The organism is Cellulomonas sp. NS3 (assembly GCF_024757985.1).
GTDB lineage: Bacteria > Actinomycetota > Actinomycetes > Actinomycetales > Cellulomonadaceae > Cellulomonas_A.
Genome location: NZ_CP103289.1, coordinates 1,887,069 through 1,905,797 on the forward strand (window position 1 = coordinate 1,887,069; position 18,729 = coordinate 1,905,797).

General features: G+C 74.4%; 15 protein-coding genes. 7 read left to right on the plus strand and 8 right to left on the minus strand.

Going from position 1 to position 18,729, the window contains the following annotated elements; all coding sequences use genetic code 11:
• Positions 1–191 precede the first annotated feature (191 nt).
• Complete coding sequence (locus NXY84_RS08680) at positions 192–1,310, minus strand: ferritin-like domain-containing protein (RefSeq protein ID WP_258726686.1); 1,119 nt, start codon at positions 1,308–1,310, stop codon at positions 192–194.
• A gap of 158 nt (positions 1,311–1,468) precedes the next feature.
• Between NXY84_RS08680 and rimP the strand changes: the two genes are divergently transcribed.
• From rimP to rbfA, 5 genes are all read left to right on the plus strand, one after another.
• Entirely contained in the window at positions 1,469–2,134 is a 666-nt protein-coding gene (gene rimP, locus NXY84_RS08685; protein WP_258726687.1) for a ribosome maturation factor RimP, read from the plus strand.
• A gap of 1 nt (position 2,135) precedes the next feature.
• Positions 2,136–3,236, plus strand: a complete 1,101-nt coding sequence (gene nusA, locus NXY84_RS08690; protein ID WP_258726688.1) for a transcription termination factor NusA — start codon at positions 2,136–2,138, stop codon at positions 3,234–3,236.
• Positions 3,237–3,325: 89 nt separating this feature from the next.
• Positions 3,326–3,589, plus strand: a complete 264-nt coding sequence (locus NXY84_RS08695; RefSeq protein ID WP_258726689.1) for a YlxR family protein — start codon at positions 3,326–3,328, stop codon at positions 3,587–3,589.
• 172 nt (positions 3,590–3,761) lie between these two features.
• Complete coding sequence (gene infB / locus NXY84_RS08700; RefSeq protein ID WP_258726690.1) at positions 3,762–6,704, plus strand: translation initiation factor IF-2; 2,943 nt, start codon at positions 3,762–3,764, stop codon at positions 6,702–6,704.
• 136 nt (positions 6,705–6,840) lie between these two features.
• Positions 6,841–7,296, plus strand: a complete 456-nt coding sequence (gene rbfA, locus NXY84_RS08705) for a 30S ribosome-binding factor RbfA (protein ID WP_258726691.1) — start codon at positions 6,841–6,843, stop codon at positions 7,294–7,296.
• A 69-nt stretch (positions 7,297–7,365) separates the two neighbouring features.
• Here the strand turns inward: rbfA and NXY84_RS08710 are convergent, their stop codons facing one another.
• The 6 genes from NXY84_RS08710 to NXY84_RS08735 form a co-directional block, all read right to left on the minus strand.
• Complete coding sequence (locus NXY84_RS08710; RefSeq protein ID WP_258726692.1) at positions 7,366–7,941, minus strand: NAD(P)H-dependent oxidoreductase; 576 nt, start codon at positions 7,939–7,941, stop codon at positions 7,366–7,368.
• A gap of 26 nt (positions 7,942–7,967) precedes the next feature.
• Positions 7,968–9,341 carry an LLM class flavin-dependent oxidoreductase gene (locus NXY84_RS08715; RefSeq protein ID WP_258726693.1) on the minus strand — a complete coding sequence of 458 codons (1,374 nt, stop codon included), beginning with the start codon at positions 9,339–9,341 and terminating at the stop codon, positions 7,968–7,970.
• A 32-nt stretch (positions 9,342–9,373) separates the two neighbouring features.
• Positions 9,374–10,444 carry an ABC transporter substrate-binding protein gene (locus NXY84_RS08720; RefSeq protein ID WP_258726694.1) on the minus strand — a complete coding sequence of 357 codons (1,071 nt, stop codon included), beginning with the start codon at positions 10,442–10,444 and terminating at the stop codon, positions 9,374–9,376.
• A 106-nt stretch (positions 10,445–10,550) separates the two neighbouring features.
• Entirely contained in the window at positions 10,551–11,471 is a 921-nt protein-coding gene (locus NXY84_RS08725) for an ABC transporter permease (RefSeq protein ID WP_258726695.1), read from the minus strand.
• On the minus strand, positions 11,464–12,318 hold the full coding sequence (locus NXY84_RS08730; protein WP_258726696.1) for an ABC transporter ATP-binding protein: 855 nt from the start codon (positions 12,316–12,318) through the stop codon (positions 11,464–11,466). Before NXY84_RS08730 ends, NXY84_RS08725 begins: the two co-directional genes overlap by 8 nt.
• A 316-nt stretch (positions 12,319–12,634) precedes the next feature.
• Positions 12,635–12,757 (minus strand): hypothetical protein, encoded by a 123-nt coding sequence (locus NXY84_RS08735; protein WP_258726697.1) that lies wholly within the window; start codon positions 12,755–12,757, stop codon positions 12,635–12,637.
• 407 nt (positions 12,758–13,164) lie between these two features.
• Between NXY84_RS08735 and NXY84_RS08740 the strand changes: the two genes are divergently transcribed.
• Both NXY84_RS08740 and truB read left to right on the plus strand, forming a co-directional pair.
• The gene (locus tag NXY84_RS08740; protein ID WP_258726698.1) at positions 13,165–16,530 is read left to right on the plus strand and encodes a glycoside hydrolase family 9 protein; all 3,366 of its coding nucleotides are present in this window, start codon (positions 13,165–13,167) and stop codon (positions 16,528–16,530) included.
• Between the two features lie 306 nt (positions 16,531–16,836).
• A complete protein-coding gene (truB, locus tag NXY84_RS08745) occupies positions 16,837–17,940 on the plus strand; it encodes a tRNA pseudouridine(55) synthase TruB (protein WP_258726699.1) in 1,104 nt (367 codons plus the stop codon).
• 111 nt (positions 17,941–18,051) lie between these two features.
• Here the strand turns inward: truB and NXY84_RS08750 are convergent, their stop codons facing one another.
• Positions 18,052–18,582, minus strand: coding sequence for an NUDIX hydrolase (locus tag NXY84_RS08750; protein ID WP_258726700.1), 531 nt, complete (start codon positions 18,580–18,582; stop codon positions 18,052–18,054).
• Positions 18,583–18,729 lie beyond the last annotated feature (147 nt).

The window sequence follows — 18,729 nt, forward strand, 5'->3', positions numbered from 1 at the left end:
GGGCGCGCCGCCGACCGGCGGCCGCCCGGTCGACCGGCTGCGCGCGAGGTCGACCGCCGCCCGGTGGCGCGCTGAGGACGACCGCCGCCCGGCGGCGCGCCGGGGCCCGTGCGGTCGACCCGTCCCGGCAGGCCCGTCAGCCGGTCCCCGCAGGTGCCTCAGCGGGGTCGGACGGGGAGATCCCGTCGGGCTCAGCCGCCCGCGCCCCCCGCGGGCTCGGCCGGTCCGGCGTCGGGCGCGACGTCCGCGCCCGGCTGCTGCTCGGGGAGCCCCGGGAACGCGACGGGGGGAGCGCCGTGCGCCGCGGCCTCCGCGTCGGCGTTCCGCAGCGCCTCCAGCACCGGGACCCGGTCACCGGCGGGGGCGACCGCGACCGCGCTCGCGTAGGCGACGGTCAGCCGCAGCTCGAGCGTGCGCCCGAGCTCGACCGCGACCGCGGGGTCGTCGATGCCGCCGGGCAGGGCGTACGCGGTGCGGCGCGGGTCGATCGCGGTGCCGTCGACCCCGGACTCGCGCGCCCATGCCTCGGCGCGTGCCCGGTGCGCCGCCGCGTCGGCCTGCGCGGCCGCGCGTGCGTCCCCGGTGAGCTTCGCCGCGACGACCTCGTACGCGTACCCGACCTCGTCCTCGGCGACCACGAGGTCGGCGTACGTCTCGGGCGTCAGCGGCCCCGGCTGGACCGACGCGGCCGGGCTCGGCGCGGGGTCCACGGGCTCGGGCGGGGTCGCGCCGATCGCGGCTCCCAGCCGGTCGCGCAGGCTCGCTCGGGCGGTCGCGACGGACCCGAGCAGGCGGGCGAGCTGGCCGTCCTCGACGGCGTCGGCGTCGGTCCGTGCGGTGTCGGCGGCGGTCGCGACGAGCGCGAGGAGGGCGTCCGCGTCCGCGACGGGCGTGCGGGTCGGCGTCGTGCTCGGCGTGGGCGTGGGCAGCCCGGAGTCGTAGACACCGCCCAGCTGCTCGGCGTGCGCGGTCGAGAACGCGGTCACGTCGGCGAGCACCGGCGTCAGCGCGTCCTCGGGTGCGGCCGTGGCCGACCTGGCGTCCACGAGGTCCGCCGCCCCGGCGGCGAGAGCCAGGGCGTCGTCGACCGTCCGGCTGCGCACGAGCTCGACCGCGTCGGGGACGAGCGGCTCGGGCGGCGGGGTCTCCAGGCGCAGCCCGCAGCCCGAGAGCGCGAGGACCGCGCCGAGCACGGCGAGCACCAGCCGGGCGGGGCGGCCCGGTGCGTGCGCGCCGGCCCGGGGTGCGCGAGCGCCGCTCCCGGGCGGGACGGGGTGCGCGGACGGCTCCGCGAGGCAGGTGGCACTCATCGCCCGCGATCCTCCCACGCGTGCGGCGCCCGTACGGTGGTGGCGCCCGCGGTCGGGCGGGTCGCGTCGAGTCGTTAGGCTGGGCGCCACAACATCACAGGGTCGGCAGTCCGGAGGGGCGCGTCAGGGTGACCCGCCGGAGCCGACAGGAGGCGACCATGCCCGCGCCAGCACCGACGAACCGGGTCCGGGACGTCATCGAACCGGTCGTGAGCGGGGCCGGCCTGCACCTCGAGGAGCTCGAGGTGACGCGGGTCGGCGCGAGGACCGTCGTGAGCGTGGTCCTCGACCTCCACGAGGACGAGAGCGGCGGCCTGAGCCTGGACCGCATCGCGGACGTCTCGCGCGACATCTCGGCCGTCCTCGACGACGTGATCCCGGGGGAGAGCACCCTCGAGGTGTCCAGCCCGGGCGTCTCGCGCCCCCTGACCGAGCGGCGGCACTTCGCCCGCGCTCGCGGCCGGCTCGTGACGGTGCGCCTGCGCGACGGCGAGCCCGTGACGGGACGCCTCGTCTCGGTCGAGGGCGAGGGCCCGGCGACGGTGCTGCACGTCGTCCCCGAGCCCGTGAGCGTCAAGGGCCGCAAGCCCGTCGCCGCCCCGCCCCAGGACATCACGCTCGACCGCGTGCGCGACGCGCACGTCGAGGTCGAGCTCGCCCGCCTCGCGCACGGGACCGACGCCGAGCTGTTCGGCGAGGACCTGGACGAGGGCACGGGCGCCGGCACCGACGACCTCGACGACGCGGACGACTTCGACCCGGACGGCTCGGCAACCGACGCCGCCGACCCCGACGCCGGTGCGCCGGCCACAGAGGAGAGCTGACGTGGACATCGACATGGCCGCCCTGCGGATGCTCGAGCGCGAGCGGGACATCAGTCTCGGCGTGCTCGTGTCCGCGATCGAGCAGGCGCTGCTGTCCGCCTACCACCGCACCCCCGGCGCGCACGCGACCGCGCGCGTCGAGCTGGACCGCAAGACCGGCCACGTGACGGTCTGGGCGCGCGAGCAGCAGCCGCCGCCCGAGCCCGCGGAGGACGGCGTCGCGGTGCCGCCCCCGGCTCCTGGGCCGGAGTTCGACGACACCCCGCAGGGGTTCGGGCGCATCGCCACGGCGACGGCCCGCCAGGTCATCGTGCAGCGCCTGCGCGACGCCGAGGACGACCAGGTGCTCGGCGCCTTCCGCGGCAAGGAGGGCGAGGTCCTCGGCGGGGTGATCCAGCAGGGTCGCGACCCGCGCGTCGTGCTCGTCGACGTCGGCGGCACCGAGGCGGTCCTGCCCGCGCACGAGCAGGTGCCGACCGAGCAGTACGTGCACGGGGAGCGCCTGCGCTCGCTCGTGCTCGAGGTCGCGCGCGGGCCGAAGGGTCCGCAGATCACGCTCTCGCGCACGCACCCCAACCTCGTGCGCCAGCTCTTCGCGATGGAGGTCCCGGAGGTCGCCGACGGCTCGGTCGAGATCACCGCGATCGCCCGCGAGGCGGGTCACCGCACCAAGGTCGCCGTGCGGGGCCGCGTGGCGGGCCTCAACGCGAAGGGCGCGTGCATCGGGCCGCTCGGCGCGCGCGTGCGGGCCGTCATGGCGGAGCTGCACGGCGAGAAGATCGACATCGTCGACCACTCGGACGACCCGGCCGAGATGGTCGCGCACGCGCTGTCGCCCGCGCGTGTGCTGTCGGTCACGGTGGTCGACCCGGTCGCGCGGGCCGCCCGCGTCGTGGTGCCCGACTACCAGCTGTCGCTCGCGATCGGCAAGGAGGGCCAGAACGCCCGCCTGGCCGCGAAGCTCACGGGCTGGCGCATCGACATCCGCTCGGACGCCGAGGGTGCGGCGGGGGCCGCTGCCGACGGGCCCGCGGACGGGCGCCGGGACGAGCCGGCCCGCGGCGAGACGCAGCGGGGAGCCGGCTCCGGTCCCACGCGGTGACGAGGCGCGGTAGACTTCCGGAGGCTGGGCTGGATGCCCGGTTCTCCGCGCCGAGCAGGCGACCCCCTGACGCCCTTCCGGTGTCCGGCATGGGCCCGCTCCGCACGTGCGTGGGGTGCCGGTCGACCGGCCCGAGGTCGGTCCTGCTGAGGACGGTCGTCGGGACGGGCACCGCGGGAGAACCCGCAGTGGTCGTCGACGTCGGTCGTCGGATGCCGGGCCGGGGGGCGTGGCTGCACCCCGAGCTTCACTGCCTCGAGCTTGCCGAGCGCCGTCGGGCGTTCCCGCGGGCCCTGCGTCATGCAGGTCCGTTGGACGCCGCACCGGTGCGCGAGCATCTCGAGCGTGGCTGAGGGGAACCAGCGACCGGGTCCCGAACCCGGAAGCACCGAACCGTCGACATGGGAAGCGGGTTTGACAAGCCGATGGCTGCCCGATGAGCACGCACCGATGAGTACCCAGCGATGAGTACCTCGCACTAACGACGGTCCGACCCTCTCCTGGGCGGACCGAGACAGGAGAGATGTGGCCAAGGTCCGCGTCTACGAGCTCGCCAAAGAGCTCGGTGTGGAAAGCAAGACCATCATGACCAAGCTGGGCGACCTCGGGGAGTTCGTCCGCTCGGCGTCCTCGACGATCGAGCCGCCCGTCGTGCGCAAGCTGCGCGACCTCTACCCGGTGGGTGGTGGGTCCGCGCCCGCTCCGGCACCCGCCCGTCCTGCGGCGCCGAAGCCGGCCGCCGCGCCGGCCCCCTCGGCTGCCGCCCCTGCTGCGCCGGCCCCGGCCGCTGCTGCTCCGAGCCCCGCCGCGGCGGCGCCCGCCGCCCCAGCACCCGCACGTCCGGCCGCCCCGGCGCCGGCCGCTCCCGCGGCTCCGGCTGCCGCCGCCCCGGCTGCGCCGAGCGCCCCCGCCCGTGCGGCGAGCGCCTCGGCACCCGCCGCGCCGGCTCCCGGCGCCCCGGCCCCGGCACGTCGTCCCGGCCCTGCCGGCGACGCCGCGCGCCCTGGCCCGCGTCCGGCCCCGGCCGCATCGGCTCCGTCCGGTCGTCCCGGTGGCGCGTCGCGTCCCGGCAACAACCCGTTCGCGCCGTCGCAGGGCATGCCTCGCTCCGGTGGTCAGGGCGGCTCGGGCGGTCCCCGTCCGGGTGGCCCGCGTCCGGGCAACAACCCCTTCGCGCCCTCGCAGGGCATGCCGCGTCCCGGCGACCGTCGCGGCGGCGAGGCCCCCGCGGCCGCCTCGGGTGCCCCGGCCCCCGCGGGCGAGCGTCCCGGCGGTCCCCGTCCCGGTGGGCCGCGTCCCAACCCCGGCATGATGCCGGGCCGCAGCTCGAGCGGCGTCGGCCGCCCGGGTGAGCGACCGGGTCCCGGCGGTCGTCCGGGTGGTGGCGGCCCCGGTGGTCGTCCCGGCGGCGGCGGTGGCGGTTACGCCGGTCGTCCCGGTGGCGCTCCCGGCGGCGCTCCCGCGGGCGGTGGCGGCTTCGCCGGTCGTCCCGGTGGCGGCGGTGGTCGCCCCGGCGGTGCCGGTCGCGGCAGCACGCAGGGTGCGTTCGGTCGCGCCGGCGGTCGCCCTGTGCGCGGACGGAAGTCGAAGCGCGCGAAGCGCCAGGAGTTCGAGCAGATGCAGGCCCCCTCGCTGGGTGGCGTGCAGGTTCCCCGCGGCAACGGGCGCACGGTCGTGCGCCTGCGCCACGGCTCCTCGCTGAACGACTTCGCCGACAAGATCGACGCGAACCCCGCGAGCCTCGTCACGGTGCTGTTCCACCTCGGTGAGATGGCCACCGCGACGCAGTCGCTCGACGAGGACACGTTCGGCACGCTCGCGGTCGAGCTCGGGTACGTCATCGAGATGGTGTCGGCCGAGGAGGAGGACCGCGAGCTGCTCGGGGCCTTCGACATCGACCTGGACCAGGAGCTCGCGGACGAGGACGACGAGCAGCTGCAGCCGCGGCCGCCCGTCGTGACCGTCATGGGCCACGTCGACCACGGCAAGACCAAGCTCCTCGACGCGATCCGCTCCACGGACGTCGTCGCGGGCGAGGCCGGCGGCATCACGCAGCACATCGGTGCCTACCAGGTGCGTCACGTCCACGAGGGCGTCGACCGCGCGCTGACCTTCATCGACACCCCGGGTCACGAGGCGTTCACCGCCATGCGTGCGCGTGGTGCGCAGGTCACGGACATCGCGATCCTCGTGGTCGCGGCCGACGACGGCGTGATGCCCCAGACGATCGAGGCGCTCAACCACGCCCAGGCGGCCGGCGTGCCGATCGTGGTCGCGGTCAACAAGGTGGACAAGGAGGGGGCCAACCCCGCCAAGATCCGCCAGCAGCTCACGGAGTACAACCTCGTGGCCGAGGAGTACGGCGGCGACACGATGTTCGTCGACGTCTCCGCGAAGCAGAACCAGGGCATCGACTCGCTGCTCGAGGCGGTCCTCCTCACGGCGGACGCGGCGCTCGACCTGCGGGCCAACCCCGACAAGGACGCGCGCGGCGTGGCCATCGAGGCCAACCTCGACAAGGGACGCGGTGCCGTCGCGACGGTCCTCGTCCAGTCGGGCACGCTGCACGTCGGTGACGCGATCGTCGCCGGCACGGCGCACGGCCGCGTCCGGGCGATGTTCGACGAGCACGGCGAGACGGTCACCGCAGCAGGGCCGGCGCGTCCGGTCATGGTGCTCGGTCTCGCGTCGGTCCCGCGCGCCGGCGACACCCTCCTGGTGGCGTCCGACGAGCGCACCGCGCGGCAGATCGCCGAGAAGCGCGAGGCGGCCGAGCGTGCCGCCCTCCTGGCGAAGCGTCGCAAGCGCATCAGCCTCGAGGACTTCACGCAGGCGCTCCAGCAGGGCAAGGTCGAGACCCTCAACCTGGTCCTCAAGGGCGACGTCTCGGGTGCCGTCGAGGCCCTCGAGGACGCGCTGCTCAAGATCGACGTCGGCGAGGAGGTCGACCTGCGCGTGATCCACCGCGGTGTGGGTGCCATCACGCAGAACGACGTCAACCTCGCGACGGTCGACAACGCGATCATCATCGGGTTCAACGTCAAGTACGCGGAGCGCGTCGAGGAGCTCGCCGACCGCGAGGGTGTGGACGTCCGGTTCTACTCGGTCATCTACCAGGCCATCGACGACGTCGAGGCCGCCCTCAAGGGCATGCTCAAGCCGGAGTACGAGGAGGCGCAGCTCGGCACCGCGGAGGTGCGCGAGGTGTTCCGCTCCTCGAAGTTCGGCAACATCGCCGGTTCGCTCGTGCGCTCCGGGGAGATCCGCCGCAACACGAAGGCGCGCGTGCTCCGCAACGGCACCGTCGTGGGCGACAACCTCACGATCGAGTCGCTCAAGCGGTTCAAGGACGACGCGACCGAGGTCCGCGAGGGCTACGAGTGCGGTATCGGGCTCGGCTCGTTCAACAACATCGAGATCGGCGACACGATCGAGACGTGGGAGATGCGGGAGAAGCCGCGGTCCTGACCGCGTGCTCGACCGCACGACCCGCATGACGCCGTGAACGTCGGGTGGCCCGGACCTGCTGGTCCGGGCCACCTGGCGCTCCGGCACCTGTCGGCCCCGGGACGGGGTCCGACCGACGACGAAAGGCGGAGATGTCATGGCTGACCACGGTCGCGCGAGGAAGCTCGCGGAGCGCATCCAGCAGATCGTCGCGCAGATGATCGACACGCGGATCAAGGACCCGCGTCTCGGGTTCGCCACGATCACCGACGTGCGCATGACCGGCGACCTCCAGCACGCCGACGTGTTCTACACGGTGCTCGGCGACGACGAGGCGCGTGCGGGGACGGCTGCGGCGCTCGAGAGCGCCAAGGGGCTCATCCGCTCCGAGGTCGGCAAGCAGACCGGGATCCGGCTCACGCCGACGCTCGACTTCCACCTCGACGCGGTGCCGGAGACGGCGGCGCACCTCGAGGCGGCGCTGCTCGAGGCCGCCCGCCGGGACGCCGAGGTCGCCGCGCTCGCCGCATCGGCCCGGTACGCGGGCGAGCCGGACCCGTACCGCAAGCCGGTCGAGGACGAGGGCGAGGACGCGGCGGACGACGTCCGCTGACCCGACGCGCGCACGACGACGCCCGTGCCCCTCACGCTGGGGCACGGGCGTCGTGGCGTCCGGGGGATGTCAGATCGACGGCACGAGCGACTCGTCCCGGCGCCGCTCCGACAAGAACGGCAGCGCCCGGGCGAGCGCCTTGTCGATGCGGGAGTCGAGCTCGGCGCCCGTCACCTGGTAGCTCGTGAACTCGCTGTCGTGCGCGTAGATCGCGAGCGGCAGCGTCTCGGCCTGGAAGAAGCCAAACAGCGGCCGGAACTGGTGCTCGAGGGCCAGGGTGTGCCGCTCGGAGCCGCCGGTCGCGACGAGCAGGACCGGGGTCCCGGCGAGCGCGGTCGGGGCCAGCAGGTCGAACACGTGCTTGAACAGGCCCGTGTAGGAGCCTTTGTAGATCGGGCTCGCCGCGACGACCAGGTCCGCCGCGGCGATCTCGGCGAGCGAGCGGGCGATGGGCGAGCCCGGGTCGCCGTACGTGTCGGTGAAGAACGGCACGAGGTCGGTCACGTGGAGGGTGGTGGCGTCGAGCGGCAGGTGCCGGCCGAGGCGCTCGACGATCTCGGCGACGAGCGCCGCGGTCTTGGACGGGACGCTCGGGCTGCCGTTGACGGCGACGACCTTGAGCGGGGTCTCGGTGCTGCGGGTCATGAGGGGTCCTCTCGGGGTCGGGCGGGTCAGACGCCGGCCAGGGCGGGCTCGGCCTCGGGAGCCGTCGCGTACCGGTTCACGGGCCGGTCGAGCCCGAGGTGGTCGCGCAGGGTGGTGCCCGTGTACCCCTCGCGGAACAGCCCGCGCGCCCGCAGGAGCGGCACGACGTGCTCGGTGAACGCCTCGATGCCGCCGGGCAGGAACGGCGGCATGACGTTGAAGCCGTCCGCGGCGCCGTGCGTGAACCACTCGGTGATCGTGTCGGCGACCTGCTCGGGCGTGCCGGCCACGACGCGGTGCCCGCGGGCTCCCGCGAGGCGGTGCAGCAGCTCGCGCAGGGTCGGCTGCTCGCGGCGCACGATGCCCGCGACGACCTGCCGGCGCGAGCGGTTGTTCTCGGTCACGTCGCCCGCGTCGGCGAACACGTCGAGCGGGACTGGCCGGTCGAGGTCCGCGACGTCGAACGTCGCCTCGGCGAGCGTCGCGAGCTGGCGCAGGCCGTACTCGGGCACCGTGAGCTCGTTGAACTCGCGCTCGAGCGCGCGGGCCTCCGCCTCGGTCCCGCCCAGGAAGGGGCTGATCCCCGGGAGGATCTTGACCTGGTCCGGGCGGCGACCGTAGCGCTCGACGCCGGCCTTGATGTCGGCGTAGAACGCCTGTGCGTCGCTGAGCTGCTGGTGCGCCGTGAAGATCGCCTCGGCGTGCCGGCTCGCGAAGGCGCGGCCCGCGTTGGACGCCCCGGCCTGGACGAGCACCGGGTGGCCCTGCGGCGGGCGCGGGGCGTTGAGCGCCCCCGCGACGCGCAGGTGCTCGCCGCGGAACGCCGCCGGGTGGATGCGGGAGGGGTCGGCGAACCGGCCCGTCGCGCGGTCCGCGAGCACCGCGTCGTCCTGCCAGCTGTCCCACAGTCGCGTGGCGACCTCGACGAACTCGCCGGCGCGCGCGTACCGCTCGCTCGGGTCGGGGTGCTCGTCGAGCCCGAAGTTCGGGGCGGCGGCGGACGCCGCGGTCGTCACGATGTTCCAGCCGGCCCGGCCGCCGCTCAGGTGGTCGAGCGTCGCGAACAGGCGAGCGAGGTTGTACGGGTCGTAGAAGGTGGTCGACGCGGTCGCGATGAGCCCGATACGGGTCGTGACGGCGGCGACCGATGCGAGGGTCAGGATCGGCTCGAGGTGGGCCGCGCTGTTGAACTCGATGCCGGGGCTGAGCACCGGGCCGTCGGCGAAGAAGATGGCGTCGAACGCGGCACGCTCGGCGTGCTGGGCGAGCTCGTGGTGGTAGCCGGCGGTGAACAGGCGGTCGACCGGGGTCGACGGGTGGCGCCAGGCGGCCTCGTGGTGGCCGACGCCGTTGATGAACAGGTTGAGGCTGAGCTGCCGGCGTGCGGGCTGGTCGGACATGGTGGACCTCGCGATCGGTGGAGGGGAGAGGGTCAGGAGGCGTCCACGGGCTCGCCGTCGGGTCCGCTGTCCGGCTCGTAGGTGCCGTTGGCGTACGGGTTGTACTCGTTGCTGTAGACGTCGTCCGCGGTGAAGCGGCCCTTCTCGAGCTCGCCGTTGCGGACGAGCCAGTCGATCCACGTCGAGACCTCGCGCTCCTCGATGACGCCGCCGGGCGTGGAGACGCCCACCGACTTCCAGAAGGGCACGAGCTCCGGGGTCTCGCCGCGGTCGCGGCCCTCGATGATCTGCGTGTACCGCGCGTGCACCTCCTCGACGGGGGTGACCTGCGTCCAGCGGATCGCGCGGGCGATGCCCTGCACGTAGTCGGCGACGGCCTCGGGGTTCTCCTCGATGAAGTCGTCACGGAAGATGTACGACCCGTAGCTGAACTCGCCGAAGAGCTCGACCTCGGAGAACAGCAGGCGCAGCCCGCCGGGCTCGAGGGCCTTGTCCTGGAAGACCGAGCTGATCGCGACGACGTCGACCTGGCCCTCGCGCAGGACCTGCTCCGCGTTGACGGGCGGGACGACCGTCAGCTCGACCTGGGCGATCTCGTCGGCGTCGAGCCCCTCGCGGGCGAGCCACTCGCGGATGACGAACTCGCTCTGCGCGCCGAGGGTGTTGATCCCGATCTTCTTGCCGATGAGGTCCCGCGCCCCGGCGACGGGAGAGCCCTCGAGCGTGTAGAAGCCGCCGAAGGCCTTGGTGTCGGAGCCGTAGTACGAGATGACGGACGTGACCTTCGCGCCCGACGACCGGAGCTTGACGATCGCGCCGTTGAACGCGCCGCCGACGTCGGTGGCGCCCGTCGCCGCGGACTGGATGCTCTGCGGCCCGCCGGTCGAGTTGCCGACCCACTCGAGCCGGACCTTCTCGAAGTAGCCGAGGTCGTCGGCCAGCTCGGGGAGCGTGACCTGACCGGCCGAGCCGTCGTAGCGGATCGTCGTCGTGCCGTCGGCGTCGACCGTCGCGGCGTCGGCAGCCCCCGAGCACGCGGCGAGCGTGAGGACGAGCGCTCCTGCGGGAACGGCGGAGGCCGCGGCGGACAGACGTGAGGACAAGGACATGAGAATGCTCCAGGGAGGTGTTTTCGGGGTCGACGAAAGGGCCGACGCCGTGCTGCGGACGAGCCGGTGGACGCGTGGGGAAATGGCGGGGCGGGAGCGTTCAGGAGGACGCGGTGCGCCAGCGCGAGAAATGCCGTTCGAGGGTGAGGAGCACGCCGTTGACGCTCACGCCGACGAGCGCGATCGCGATGATTCCGGCGTACATCTTCTCGATCTGGAAGTTGAACTGCGCGTACGTGATCAGGTAGCCGAGACCGGCCTTCGCCCCGACCATCTCGGCGGCGATCAGCACGAGGATCGACGACGCGCCGGCCATGCGGACCCCGGTGAACACCGTCGGGACCGCGGCGGGGAGCACGACCTTCTGTAACAGCCGCAACGACGACAGCCCGAGCGAGCGGGCCGACTTCACGAGCAGCGGGTCGACCGAGCGCACCGCCGAGATGGTGGTGAGCAGGACGGGGAAGGTGCACGCGTAGACGACGAGCGCGATCTTCGAGGTCTCACCGATGCCGAGGATGAGGATGAACACCGGCAGCAGCGCGAGCGCGGCCGTGTTCCGGAAGAGCTCGAGGAACGGGTTGAGGACGTCGGAGACGCGCCCGTACCAGCCGATCGCGACGCCGAGCGGGATCGCGGCCAGCACCGCGATCGCGAAGCCGGTGCCCGCGCGGCTCAGGCTCGCACCCAGGTGCAGGGCGAGCTCGCCGCTCGAGACGAGGGTGCCGAAGGCGCCGAGCACGCGGCTCAGCGGCGGGAGGAACACCGCGTCGACGAGCCCGACGCGGGGTGCGACCTCCCAGAGCGCGAGGAACAGGACGAGGACGATCGAGGCCCGCAGCGCTCGTGCGGCGTGGGCGCGCACACGCCGGGAGAGCGGGGGAGTCGCGTCGCGGTCCGCGGCGAGCGCGGGCCGGCGCCCGAGCGTGGGCGGGTCCGCGAACGCGACGGTGTCCTCGGCGACCGGGACGGCGAGGGGTGCGGTGCCCGGGTCGGTCCGGGGTGACAGGGTGCTAGGCACGGGCGGGCTCCAGCGTGGCGTGCAGGGGCAGGAGGTCGGTCGCGGCGTCGTCGGCGTCCGCGGTCGGGCTGTGCAGCTCGGTCCAGACCTGGTGCCGCAGGCGCCCGAACTCGGGGTCGGAGCGGATGTCGTCGGACCGGCCGCGGTCCAGGTGGACGTCGATCACGGTGCGCAGGCGGCCGGGGTGCGGGCTCATCACCGCCACGCGCTGGCCCAGATAGAGGGCCTCGTCCATCCCGTGCGTGATGAAGACGATGGTGGTCCCGGTCGCGCGCCAGATGCGCAGGAGCTCGTCCTGCAGCGTCTCGCGGGTCTGGGCGTCGAGCGCCGCGAACGGCTCGTCCATGAGGAGCACCTCCGGCTCGAACGCGAGGGCCCGGGCGATCGCGACGCGCTGCTTCATCCCGCCGGACAGCTCGTGCGGGTAGCGCTGCTCGAAGCCGCTGAGGCCCACGAGGTCGAGGTAGCGTGCGGAGATCTCCGCACGCCGTGCCTTGCTGAGCCCCTTGGCCTCGAGGCCGAGCTCGACGTTCGCCCGCGCCGTCCGCCAGGGCAGCAGCGCGTACTGCTGGAACACGACGCCCCGGTCCAGACCGGGGCCGGTGAGCGGCTGGCCGTCGAGCAGGATCGCGCCCGACGACGGCTGCGTGAGGCCCGCGAGCAGGTCGAGCAGCGTCGACTTGCCGCATCCCGAGGGCCCGACGACGGTCAGCAGCTGCCCCGCGGGGACGTCGAGCGTGAAGTCGTCGAGCGCGGTGAACAGCGTGCGGGCGCCGCGTCCGCGGGTGTCGTCGCGGACCGTGAAGTCCTTGTGGACGTGGTCGAACCTGAGCTTGGGCGTGGGCATGACCTGCCTTTCCGGGCAGGGGTGCGCGGGAGCAGGGCGGGCGGGGTGGGACACCGGCGAGACCACCGGTCCGGTGAGCAGCGCCGCGGGAACGGACGGCCCACCGACCGCGGGTGCACGGGCGCTCCCGGTCCGTCCGGACGCGTGGAGCGCGGTGGGCGCACGGGCCGTCCGTCGTGGAGCGGTGGGGAGCGGTCGTTGCGGGACCGTCGGCGGTCAGCCGGTGCGCGGCGAACGGGTCCCGACGTCGGGACGGAGGCTCAGCGGCGGCTGGACGCCCGGGTCGCGCGGTGGTGCGCCGGGCGTGGTGCGGTGACTACCGACAGAGCCGGCTGGCGACGCGCATGAGGTCGACGGCGCGCTGGGACGTGAGGTGGACCGGCAGGTGCCCGGACGGGCGACCCTCCGTGACCTCGCGCAGTGCGGCCTCGGTGAACATGTCGGGAAAACTAGTGACACGGTCCGCGCCGGCGCAATACGCATCCATGGGGTGAGACGACCGCGTCGCCCGGACTCGTGGACCATGCATTTCCGGGCCGTCGCGCGCCGCAGGAATCCCTGGGCGGGAACGGCCCGCGCGAAGAATGCTGCTGCTCCCACCGGGTGCGTCGCGGGACGTCGGAAATCCTGGCGCACAGGATTGCGTGGAACCGCGGAGCGGGGTCCCTTCTCGCTCCGGACCCGCCGACGGTCGTCGGGCGCGCGCCGGACGCGGGGTGCGGGCGAGCGGCACAGGGGAGCTCTCCACCCCTGCCGCGTCTGGGTCCGCCCTGTTAGCGTGGTTCACGCACATCGTCCCGGGCTGCTCCACATCGTCGTGAGAGCGCTCCCATGAACGGAGACACCGTGGTTTCCTTCCCCGATGCGAGCGCCCGTGCCTCGGGCGCCGCTGCCGCCACCGTGGCGGTCCTCGCCCTCGCGGCCGCCGTCAGCCCGGTCGCCTTCGCCGGCCCCGTGACCGAGGTCCACGACTTCGCGACCGGACCGCAGGGCTGGTTCTCCTACCCACCCGAGGCGGTGACCACGTCGGCGGAGACCGGCGAGCTGTGCTCCGCCGTCGGCGCCCACACGGGCAACCCCTGGGACGTCGCGGTCCAGCACGACGCCGTGACGTTCGACCGCGACGCCACGTACGTCGTGGAGTTCGACGCGCACGCGAGCCGCGCCGTGACCGTTCCCGTGCAGGGCGGCCCCGGCTACCCGGCGGCGTTCGGGGGCTCGGTGGAGCTCGACGGGTCGGCGACGCCGGAGCACGTCGAGCTCACGTTCTCGCCGTCGGCATGGCCCACCGGTGAGGGCAGCCCGGTCGCCGACGACTGGACCACGACCACCGGCAACGTCTCGTTCCAGCTCGGCAACCAGGGCGAGCCGTACGAGCTGTGCATCGACGACCTCTCGATCACGCCGCTCGGCACCAACCTGATCCCGAACGGCGACTTCGCGAGCGGCACGACCGACCCCTGGTTCGTCGCCGGCGACCTCGGCACCGCGGACGTGTCCAGCGGCGCGCTCGTCGTCCCCGTGCCCGCCGGCTCGGGCATCTACGCTGGCGTCGGGTTCAACGGGCTCGCGATCGAGGAGGGGACCAGCTACACGCTGACCTTCGACGTCAGCGCGTCCGAGGAGCGCACGATCCGCGCGATCGTGGGCGAGAACGGGGGGAGCTACGGCACCGTCCTGGACAGGACCGTCCCGGTGACGACCGAACCCACGACCGTCTCCCACACGTTCACCGCGACCGACTCCTACCCGGCGACGACGACCCCGGGCGGGCCGTTCGAGGGTCAGCTCGCGTTCCAGGTCGGCGGGCGCGGGGGCGACTGGACCTTCACGCTCGACGACGTCTCGCTGGTCGAGAGCCTGACGCCGCCCCCGCCCTACGAGCCCGAGACGGGACCGCGCGTCCGGGTGAACCAGGTCGGGTACCTGCCGGCCGGCCCCAAGCAGGCGACGCTCGTGACCGATGCGACCGAGCCCGTCGTCTGGCAGGTCCGCACCGTGTCGGGCGGCGTGCTCGCCGAGGGGGACACGGTTCCCGCCGGCGTCGAGCCGAGCTCGGGCCTGAACGTGCACACGATCGACTTCGGCGCGCTCACCACCGAGCACGAGGGTCTCGTCCTGACGGCCGACGGCGAGACCAGCCGGCCGTTCGACATCGACCCCGACCTCTACCAGCAGCTCCGGTACGACGCGCTGAACTTCTTCTACCTCATGCGCAGCGGCGTCGAGATCGACGCCTCGATCAACGCCGACTACGCGCGGCCGGCCGGGCACGTCGACGTCGCGCCCAACCAGGGCGACGGCGCGGTCACGTGCCTCACGGCGGCCGACGAGGGGGCCGGCTGGGCCTACGGCGACTGGACGTGCCCCGAGGGGTACGCGCTCGACGTACGCGGCGGCTGGTACGACGCGGGCGACCACGGCAAGTACGTCGTGAACGGCGGCATCGCCGCGGCGCAGCTCCTGAGCACCTACGAGCGCAGCCTGCACGCCGGCACGGCCGAGCCCGGTGCGCTCGCGGACGGGACGCTCGCCGTCCCGGAGAGCGCGAACGGCGTCCCGGACGTGCTGGACGAGGCGCGGTGGGAGCTCGAGTTCCTGCTCAGCATGCAGGTGCCCGCGGACGGCGGGGAGTACGCCGGCATGGCGCACCACAAGATCCACGACGTGGGGTGGACGGGCCTGCCGCTGCTGCCGTCGCAGGACCCGCAGGAGCGCCGGCTCGCCCGGCCCTCGACCGCGGCGACGCTCAACCTGGCCGCCGCGGCCGCGCAGGGCGCCCGCCTCTTCGCCGACCACGACCCCGACTTCGCGGCCGAGCTCCTCGACGCCGCACGCACCGCCTGGGACGCCGCGCAGGCTCACCCGGCGGTGCTCGCCCCCGACGCCGCGGGCAACAACGGCGGCGGCGCGTACAGCGACGGCACCGTCACGGACGAGTTCTACTGGGCCGCCGCGGAGCTGTTCCTGACGACGGGCGAGGACGCGTTCGCCGAGCACGTGCTCGCGAGCCCGCACGCGACGGGCGACGTCTTCGGGCCCGGCGGCATGAACTGGGGGAGCACCGCGGGCCTCGGGCGTCTCGACCTGGCGACCGTCCCGAACGACCTCCCATCCCGCGACGCCATCCGGCAGTCGGTGATCGACGCCGCGGACGCGTACGTCGCCACGCAGGACGCGCAGGCCTGGGGGAGCACGTACGTGCGACCCGACGGCCTGTACGAGTGGGGCTCGAACAGCATGGTGCTCAACACCACGGTCGTGGTCGCGACCGCGTTCGACCTCACGGGCGACGAGACGTACCGGCGCTCGGCGCTCGAGGCGGTCGACTACCTGCTGGGCCGCAACGCGCTCAACATGTCGTACGTCTCCGGCTACGGCGAGGTCAGTGCGCAGCACCAGCACAACCGCTGGTTCCCGCTCTCGGTCCCGGGCGTGTCCCCGGACGGCTCGCTCGCGGGCGGCCCGAACTCGACGACCGGCACGTGGGACCCGACGATGCAGGCGGCGTTCGCCGGCGGCTGCGCGCCGTCGATGTGCTACCTCGACGAGCTGGGGTCGTGGGCGTCCAACGAGGTCGCGATCAACTGGAACTCCGTGCTCTCGTGGGTCGCGTCCTTCGTCGCCGACCAGGGTGACGGGTCCGCCGACGCGAGCACGCCCGTGCGGGTCACGCAGCAGCCGGCCGACGCGACCGTCGCGCCGGGCGCGAGCGCGACGTTCACCGCCGCAGCCGACGGCGTCCCGGCGCCGACCGTGCGGTGGCAGGTGCAGCGGCCCGGTGCCCGGTGGGCCGACGTCCCGGGGGCGACGAGCACGACGCTCACCGTGACGGCCGCGCTCGCCGACCACGGCACGCTCTACCGCGCCGTCTTCACCAACGCGTCCGGCTCCGAGGCCACCGACGTCGCCCGCCTCGCGGTCGTCGCCACCGAGCGGCTCGCGGTGCGGCTCTCGTCGCCCGCACTGCGGGCGGGTGGGCACGTGACCGTGGCGGTGCGGGGTGCGGCTGCGCGGGAGGTCGTGCAGGTCCGGCTCGGTGACGAGCTCCTCGAGACGCGGGCAGTGCGCAAGGACGGCACGGTGTCGATCAGCGTGCACGTGCCGCGCCACACCGACCCCGGCGCGTACACCGTGACGGTGCGGGGGACGTCGTCCGGTCGCGAGGGTTCCGCGACGCTGCAGGTGCTGCCGGCGCCGCGTCGCTCCTGACGTCGGGTGCGTGGGACCCGGCTCCGGGCCGGTCCCACGCACCTCGCGGGGCGGGGCGGGGGTCGCCCGGCGTGCGTCCTCGCACCCTCGCGCGGCGACGGCGTCCGACGTGCGCTCTCGCACCTCGCGCGGGCTGCGCGGTCCGGCGCGCTCCGGCCGGACCGTATCTGCGTCTGCCCACGCGTCGTGCAGGCGCAGAGTCGGAACATCGGCGCCCACAGGTCCGCACGTGCGGATCAGTCGGCAGGTCGTGACCGCGGTTCGGTGGCGTCCGTCGGGCATGAGCCGGCGGATAACCTGCCGGGCATGACCTCCACCGACGACGCACCACGGACCCCGCGGCAGCGCCCGGCGCCCGGCCCGCGCCGGCCCACCGCCCCGGACGGGCTCGTCGTCGTCGACAAGCCCTCCGAGATGACGAGCCACGACGTCGTCGCCCGCATGCGCCGGATCGCCGGCACGCGCAAGGTCGGTCACGCCGGGACGCTCGACCCGATGGCGACCGGCGTGCTCGTCGTCGGCGTGGGGCGCGCGACGAGGTTGCTCACGTACGTCGTCGGCGCCGACAAGGAGTACCGCGCGACGATCAGGCTCGGCGTCCGCACGACGACCGACGACGCCGAGGGCGAGGTCGTCGCCGTCGCCGACGCCTCGGGCGTGACGCGCGACGACCTCTCCGGGCCCGTCGCCGCCCTCACCGGGCGCATCGAGCAGGTCCCGAGCTCCGTGAGCGCGATCAAGGTCGACGGCCAGCGGGCGTACGCACGCGTCCGTGCCGGTGAGGACGTCGCGCTCGCCGCGCGCCCGGTCACCGTGAGCCGGTTCGACGTGCACGACGTCCGGGGCGCCGGGGAGCCCACCGCGGACGCGGGTGTACCCGTGCCTGCCGGTGCGCTCGACGTCGACGTCACGGTCGTGTGCTCGTCGGGCACGTACGTCCGCGCGCTCGCACGCGACCTCGGCGCGGCGCTCGGCGTCGGCGGGCACCTGACCGCCCTGCGCCGTACCCGCGTCGGCGGCTACGACCTCGCCGGGGCCCGGACGCTCGACGAGCTGCTCGCGTGGCCCGAGGACGTCCCCCTCGACGTCCTCCCGCTCGCGGACGCCGCCCGGGCGACCTTCCCGGTCCGCGAAGTCACGGCCCAGGAGGCGGCGGCGCTGTCGTACGGGAAGCGCATCGCGGCGGACCCGGACGCCGGCGAGCCGGGCACCGCGACGAGCGGCACCGTGACGGGCGACGCCACGACGGACCGCGCCGCGACGGACAGCGCCGAGACGGCCGGCACACCCACCGACAGCGTGCGGGCCGGCAGCCCGGTCGCGGCGATCTCGCCCGACGGGACGCTCGTCGCGCTGCTCGAGCAGCGTGGGGAGCACGCGGCGCCCGTCCTCGTCTTCGCGCCCGCCTGACCCGACCGCGTCGGGCGACGGCGGCCATGTCCGGACCGCCGGCGTGTGGGGTCCGGTCAGATGGGACCGCGCAGGCCCGGCCGGGTCCTGCGACCGCCGCGCCCGCGTGCGTCAGGGGCGGTCGAGCAGGAAGCGCAGCAGCCCGGTGAGCGACAGGCCGTCGCCGATCCCGCCGTCGCGCACCAGGGCGCGGACCTCGTCGAGCGGGACCCACGCGACGCGCTCGGACTCGAACGCGTCCGCGGGCTCGCCGATGTGGGTGGCGCCGTCGGCGACGAACACGTGGAACGTCTGGTCGCTGGAGCCGTTGGTCGGGTGGTACTGCACCAGCGGGCGCAGCGGCCCGGGACGCCAGCCGGTCTCCTCGAGCGTCTCGCGGGCGCCCGCGTCCGCCGGCGTCTCACCGTCCTCGAGGCGCCCCGCCGGGATCTCCCAGCCCCAGCTGTCCGTGATGAACCGGTGGCGCCACAGCATCAGCACCCCGCGCTCCGGGTCGTGCACGACCGTGCCGGCGGCGTGCGCCGGCATCCGGACGACGTGGTGGTCGAGCCGTCCCACGCCCGGGACCTCGACGTCGACGAGCGCGACCCGCACCCAGGGGGAGTCGTACACGGTCCGCTCGCCGAAGGTCTGCCATCGCATCGTCCGACCCTAGGGCCGCGCGCCCCGCCCGACCTCACCCGGCCCGACCCCGCACCGGCGTGGGCACCGTCCGGCGGGACCTCCCGTGCGTGGCAGGCTTGTCCCCGCCTGACCGGCCGCCACCCGCGGCCCCGTCTCCGAGGAGCG

Bases quoted from the DNA above. Each gene is read 5' to 3' on its own strand.
- truB (WP_258726699.1), top strand. From the start codon at position 16,837: ATGACCTCCACCGACGACGCACCACGGACCCCGCGGCAGCGCCCGGCG.
- rbfA (WP_258726691.1), top strand. From the start codon at position 6,841: ATGGCTGACCACGGTCGCGCGAGGAAGCTCGCGGAGCGCATCCAGCAG.
- NXY84_RS08735 (WP_258726697.1), bottom strand. From the start codon at position 12,757: ATGTTCACCGAGGCCGCACTGCGCGAGGTCACGGAGGGTCGCCCGTCC.
- rimP (WP_258726687.1), top strand. From the start codon at position 1,469: ATGCCCGCGCCAGCACCGACGAACCGGGTCCGGGACGTCATCGAACCG.
- NXY84_RS08730 (WP_258726696.1), bottom strand. From the start codon at position 12,318: ATGCCCACGCCCAAGCTCAGGTTCGACCACGTCCACAAGGACTTCACG.
- NXY84_RS08695 (WP_258726689.1), top strand. From the start codon at position 3,326: ATGGGCCCGCTCCGCACGTGCGTGGGGTGCCGGTCGACCGGCCCGAGG.
- NXY84_RS08680 (WP_258726686.1), bottom strand. From the start codon at position 1,310: ATGAGTGCCACCTGCCTCGCGGAGCCGTCCGCGCACCCCGTCCCGCCC.
- NXY84_RS08710 (WP_258726692.1), bottom strand. From the start codon at position 7,941: ATGACCCGCAGCACCGAGACCCCGCTCAAGGTCGTCGCCGTCAACGGC.
- NXY84_RS08750 (WP_258726700.1), bottom strand. From the start codon at position 18,582: ATGCGATGGCAGACCTTCGGCGAGCGGACCGTGTACGACTCCCCCTGG.
- NXY84_RS08715 (WP_258726693.1), bottom strand. From the start codon at position 9,341: ATGTCCGACCAGCCCGCACGCCGGCAGCTCAGCCTCAACCTGTTCATC.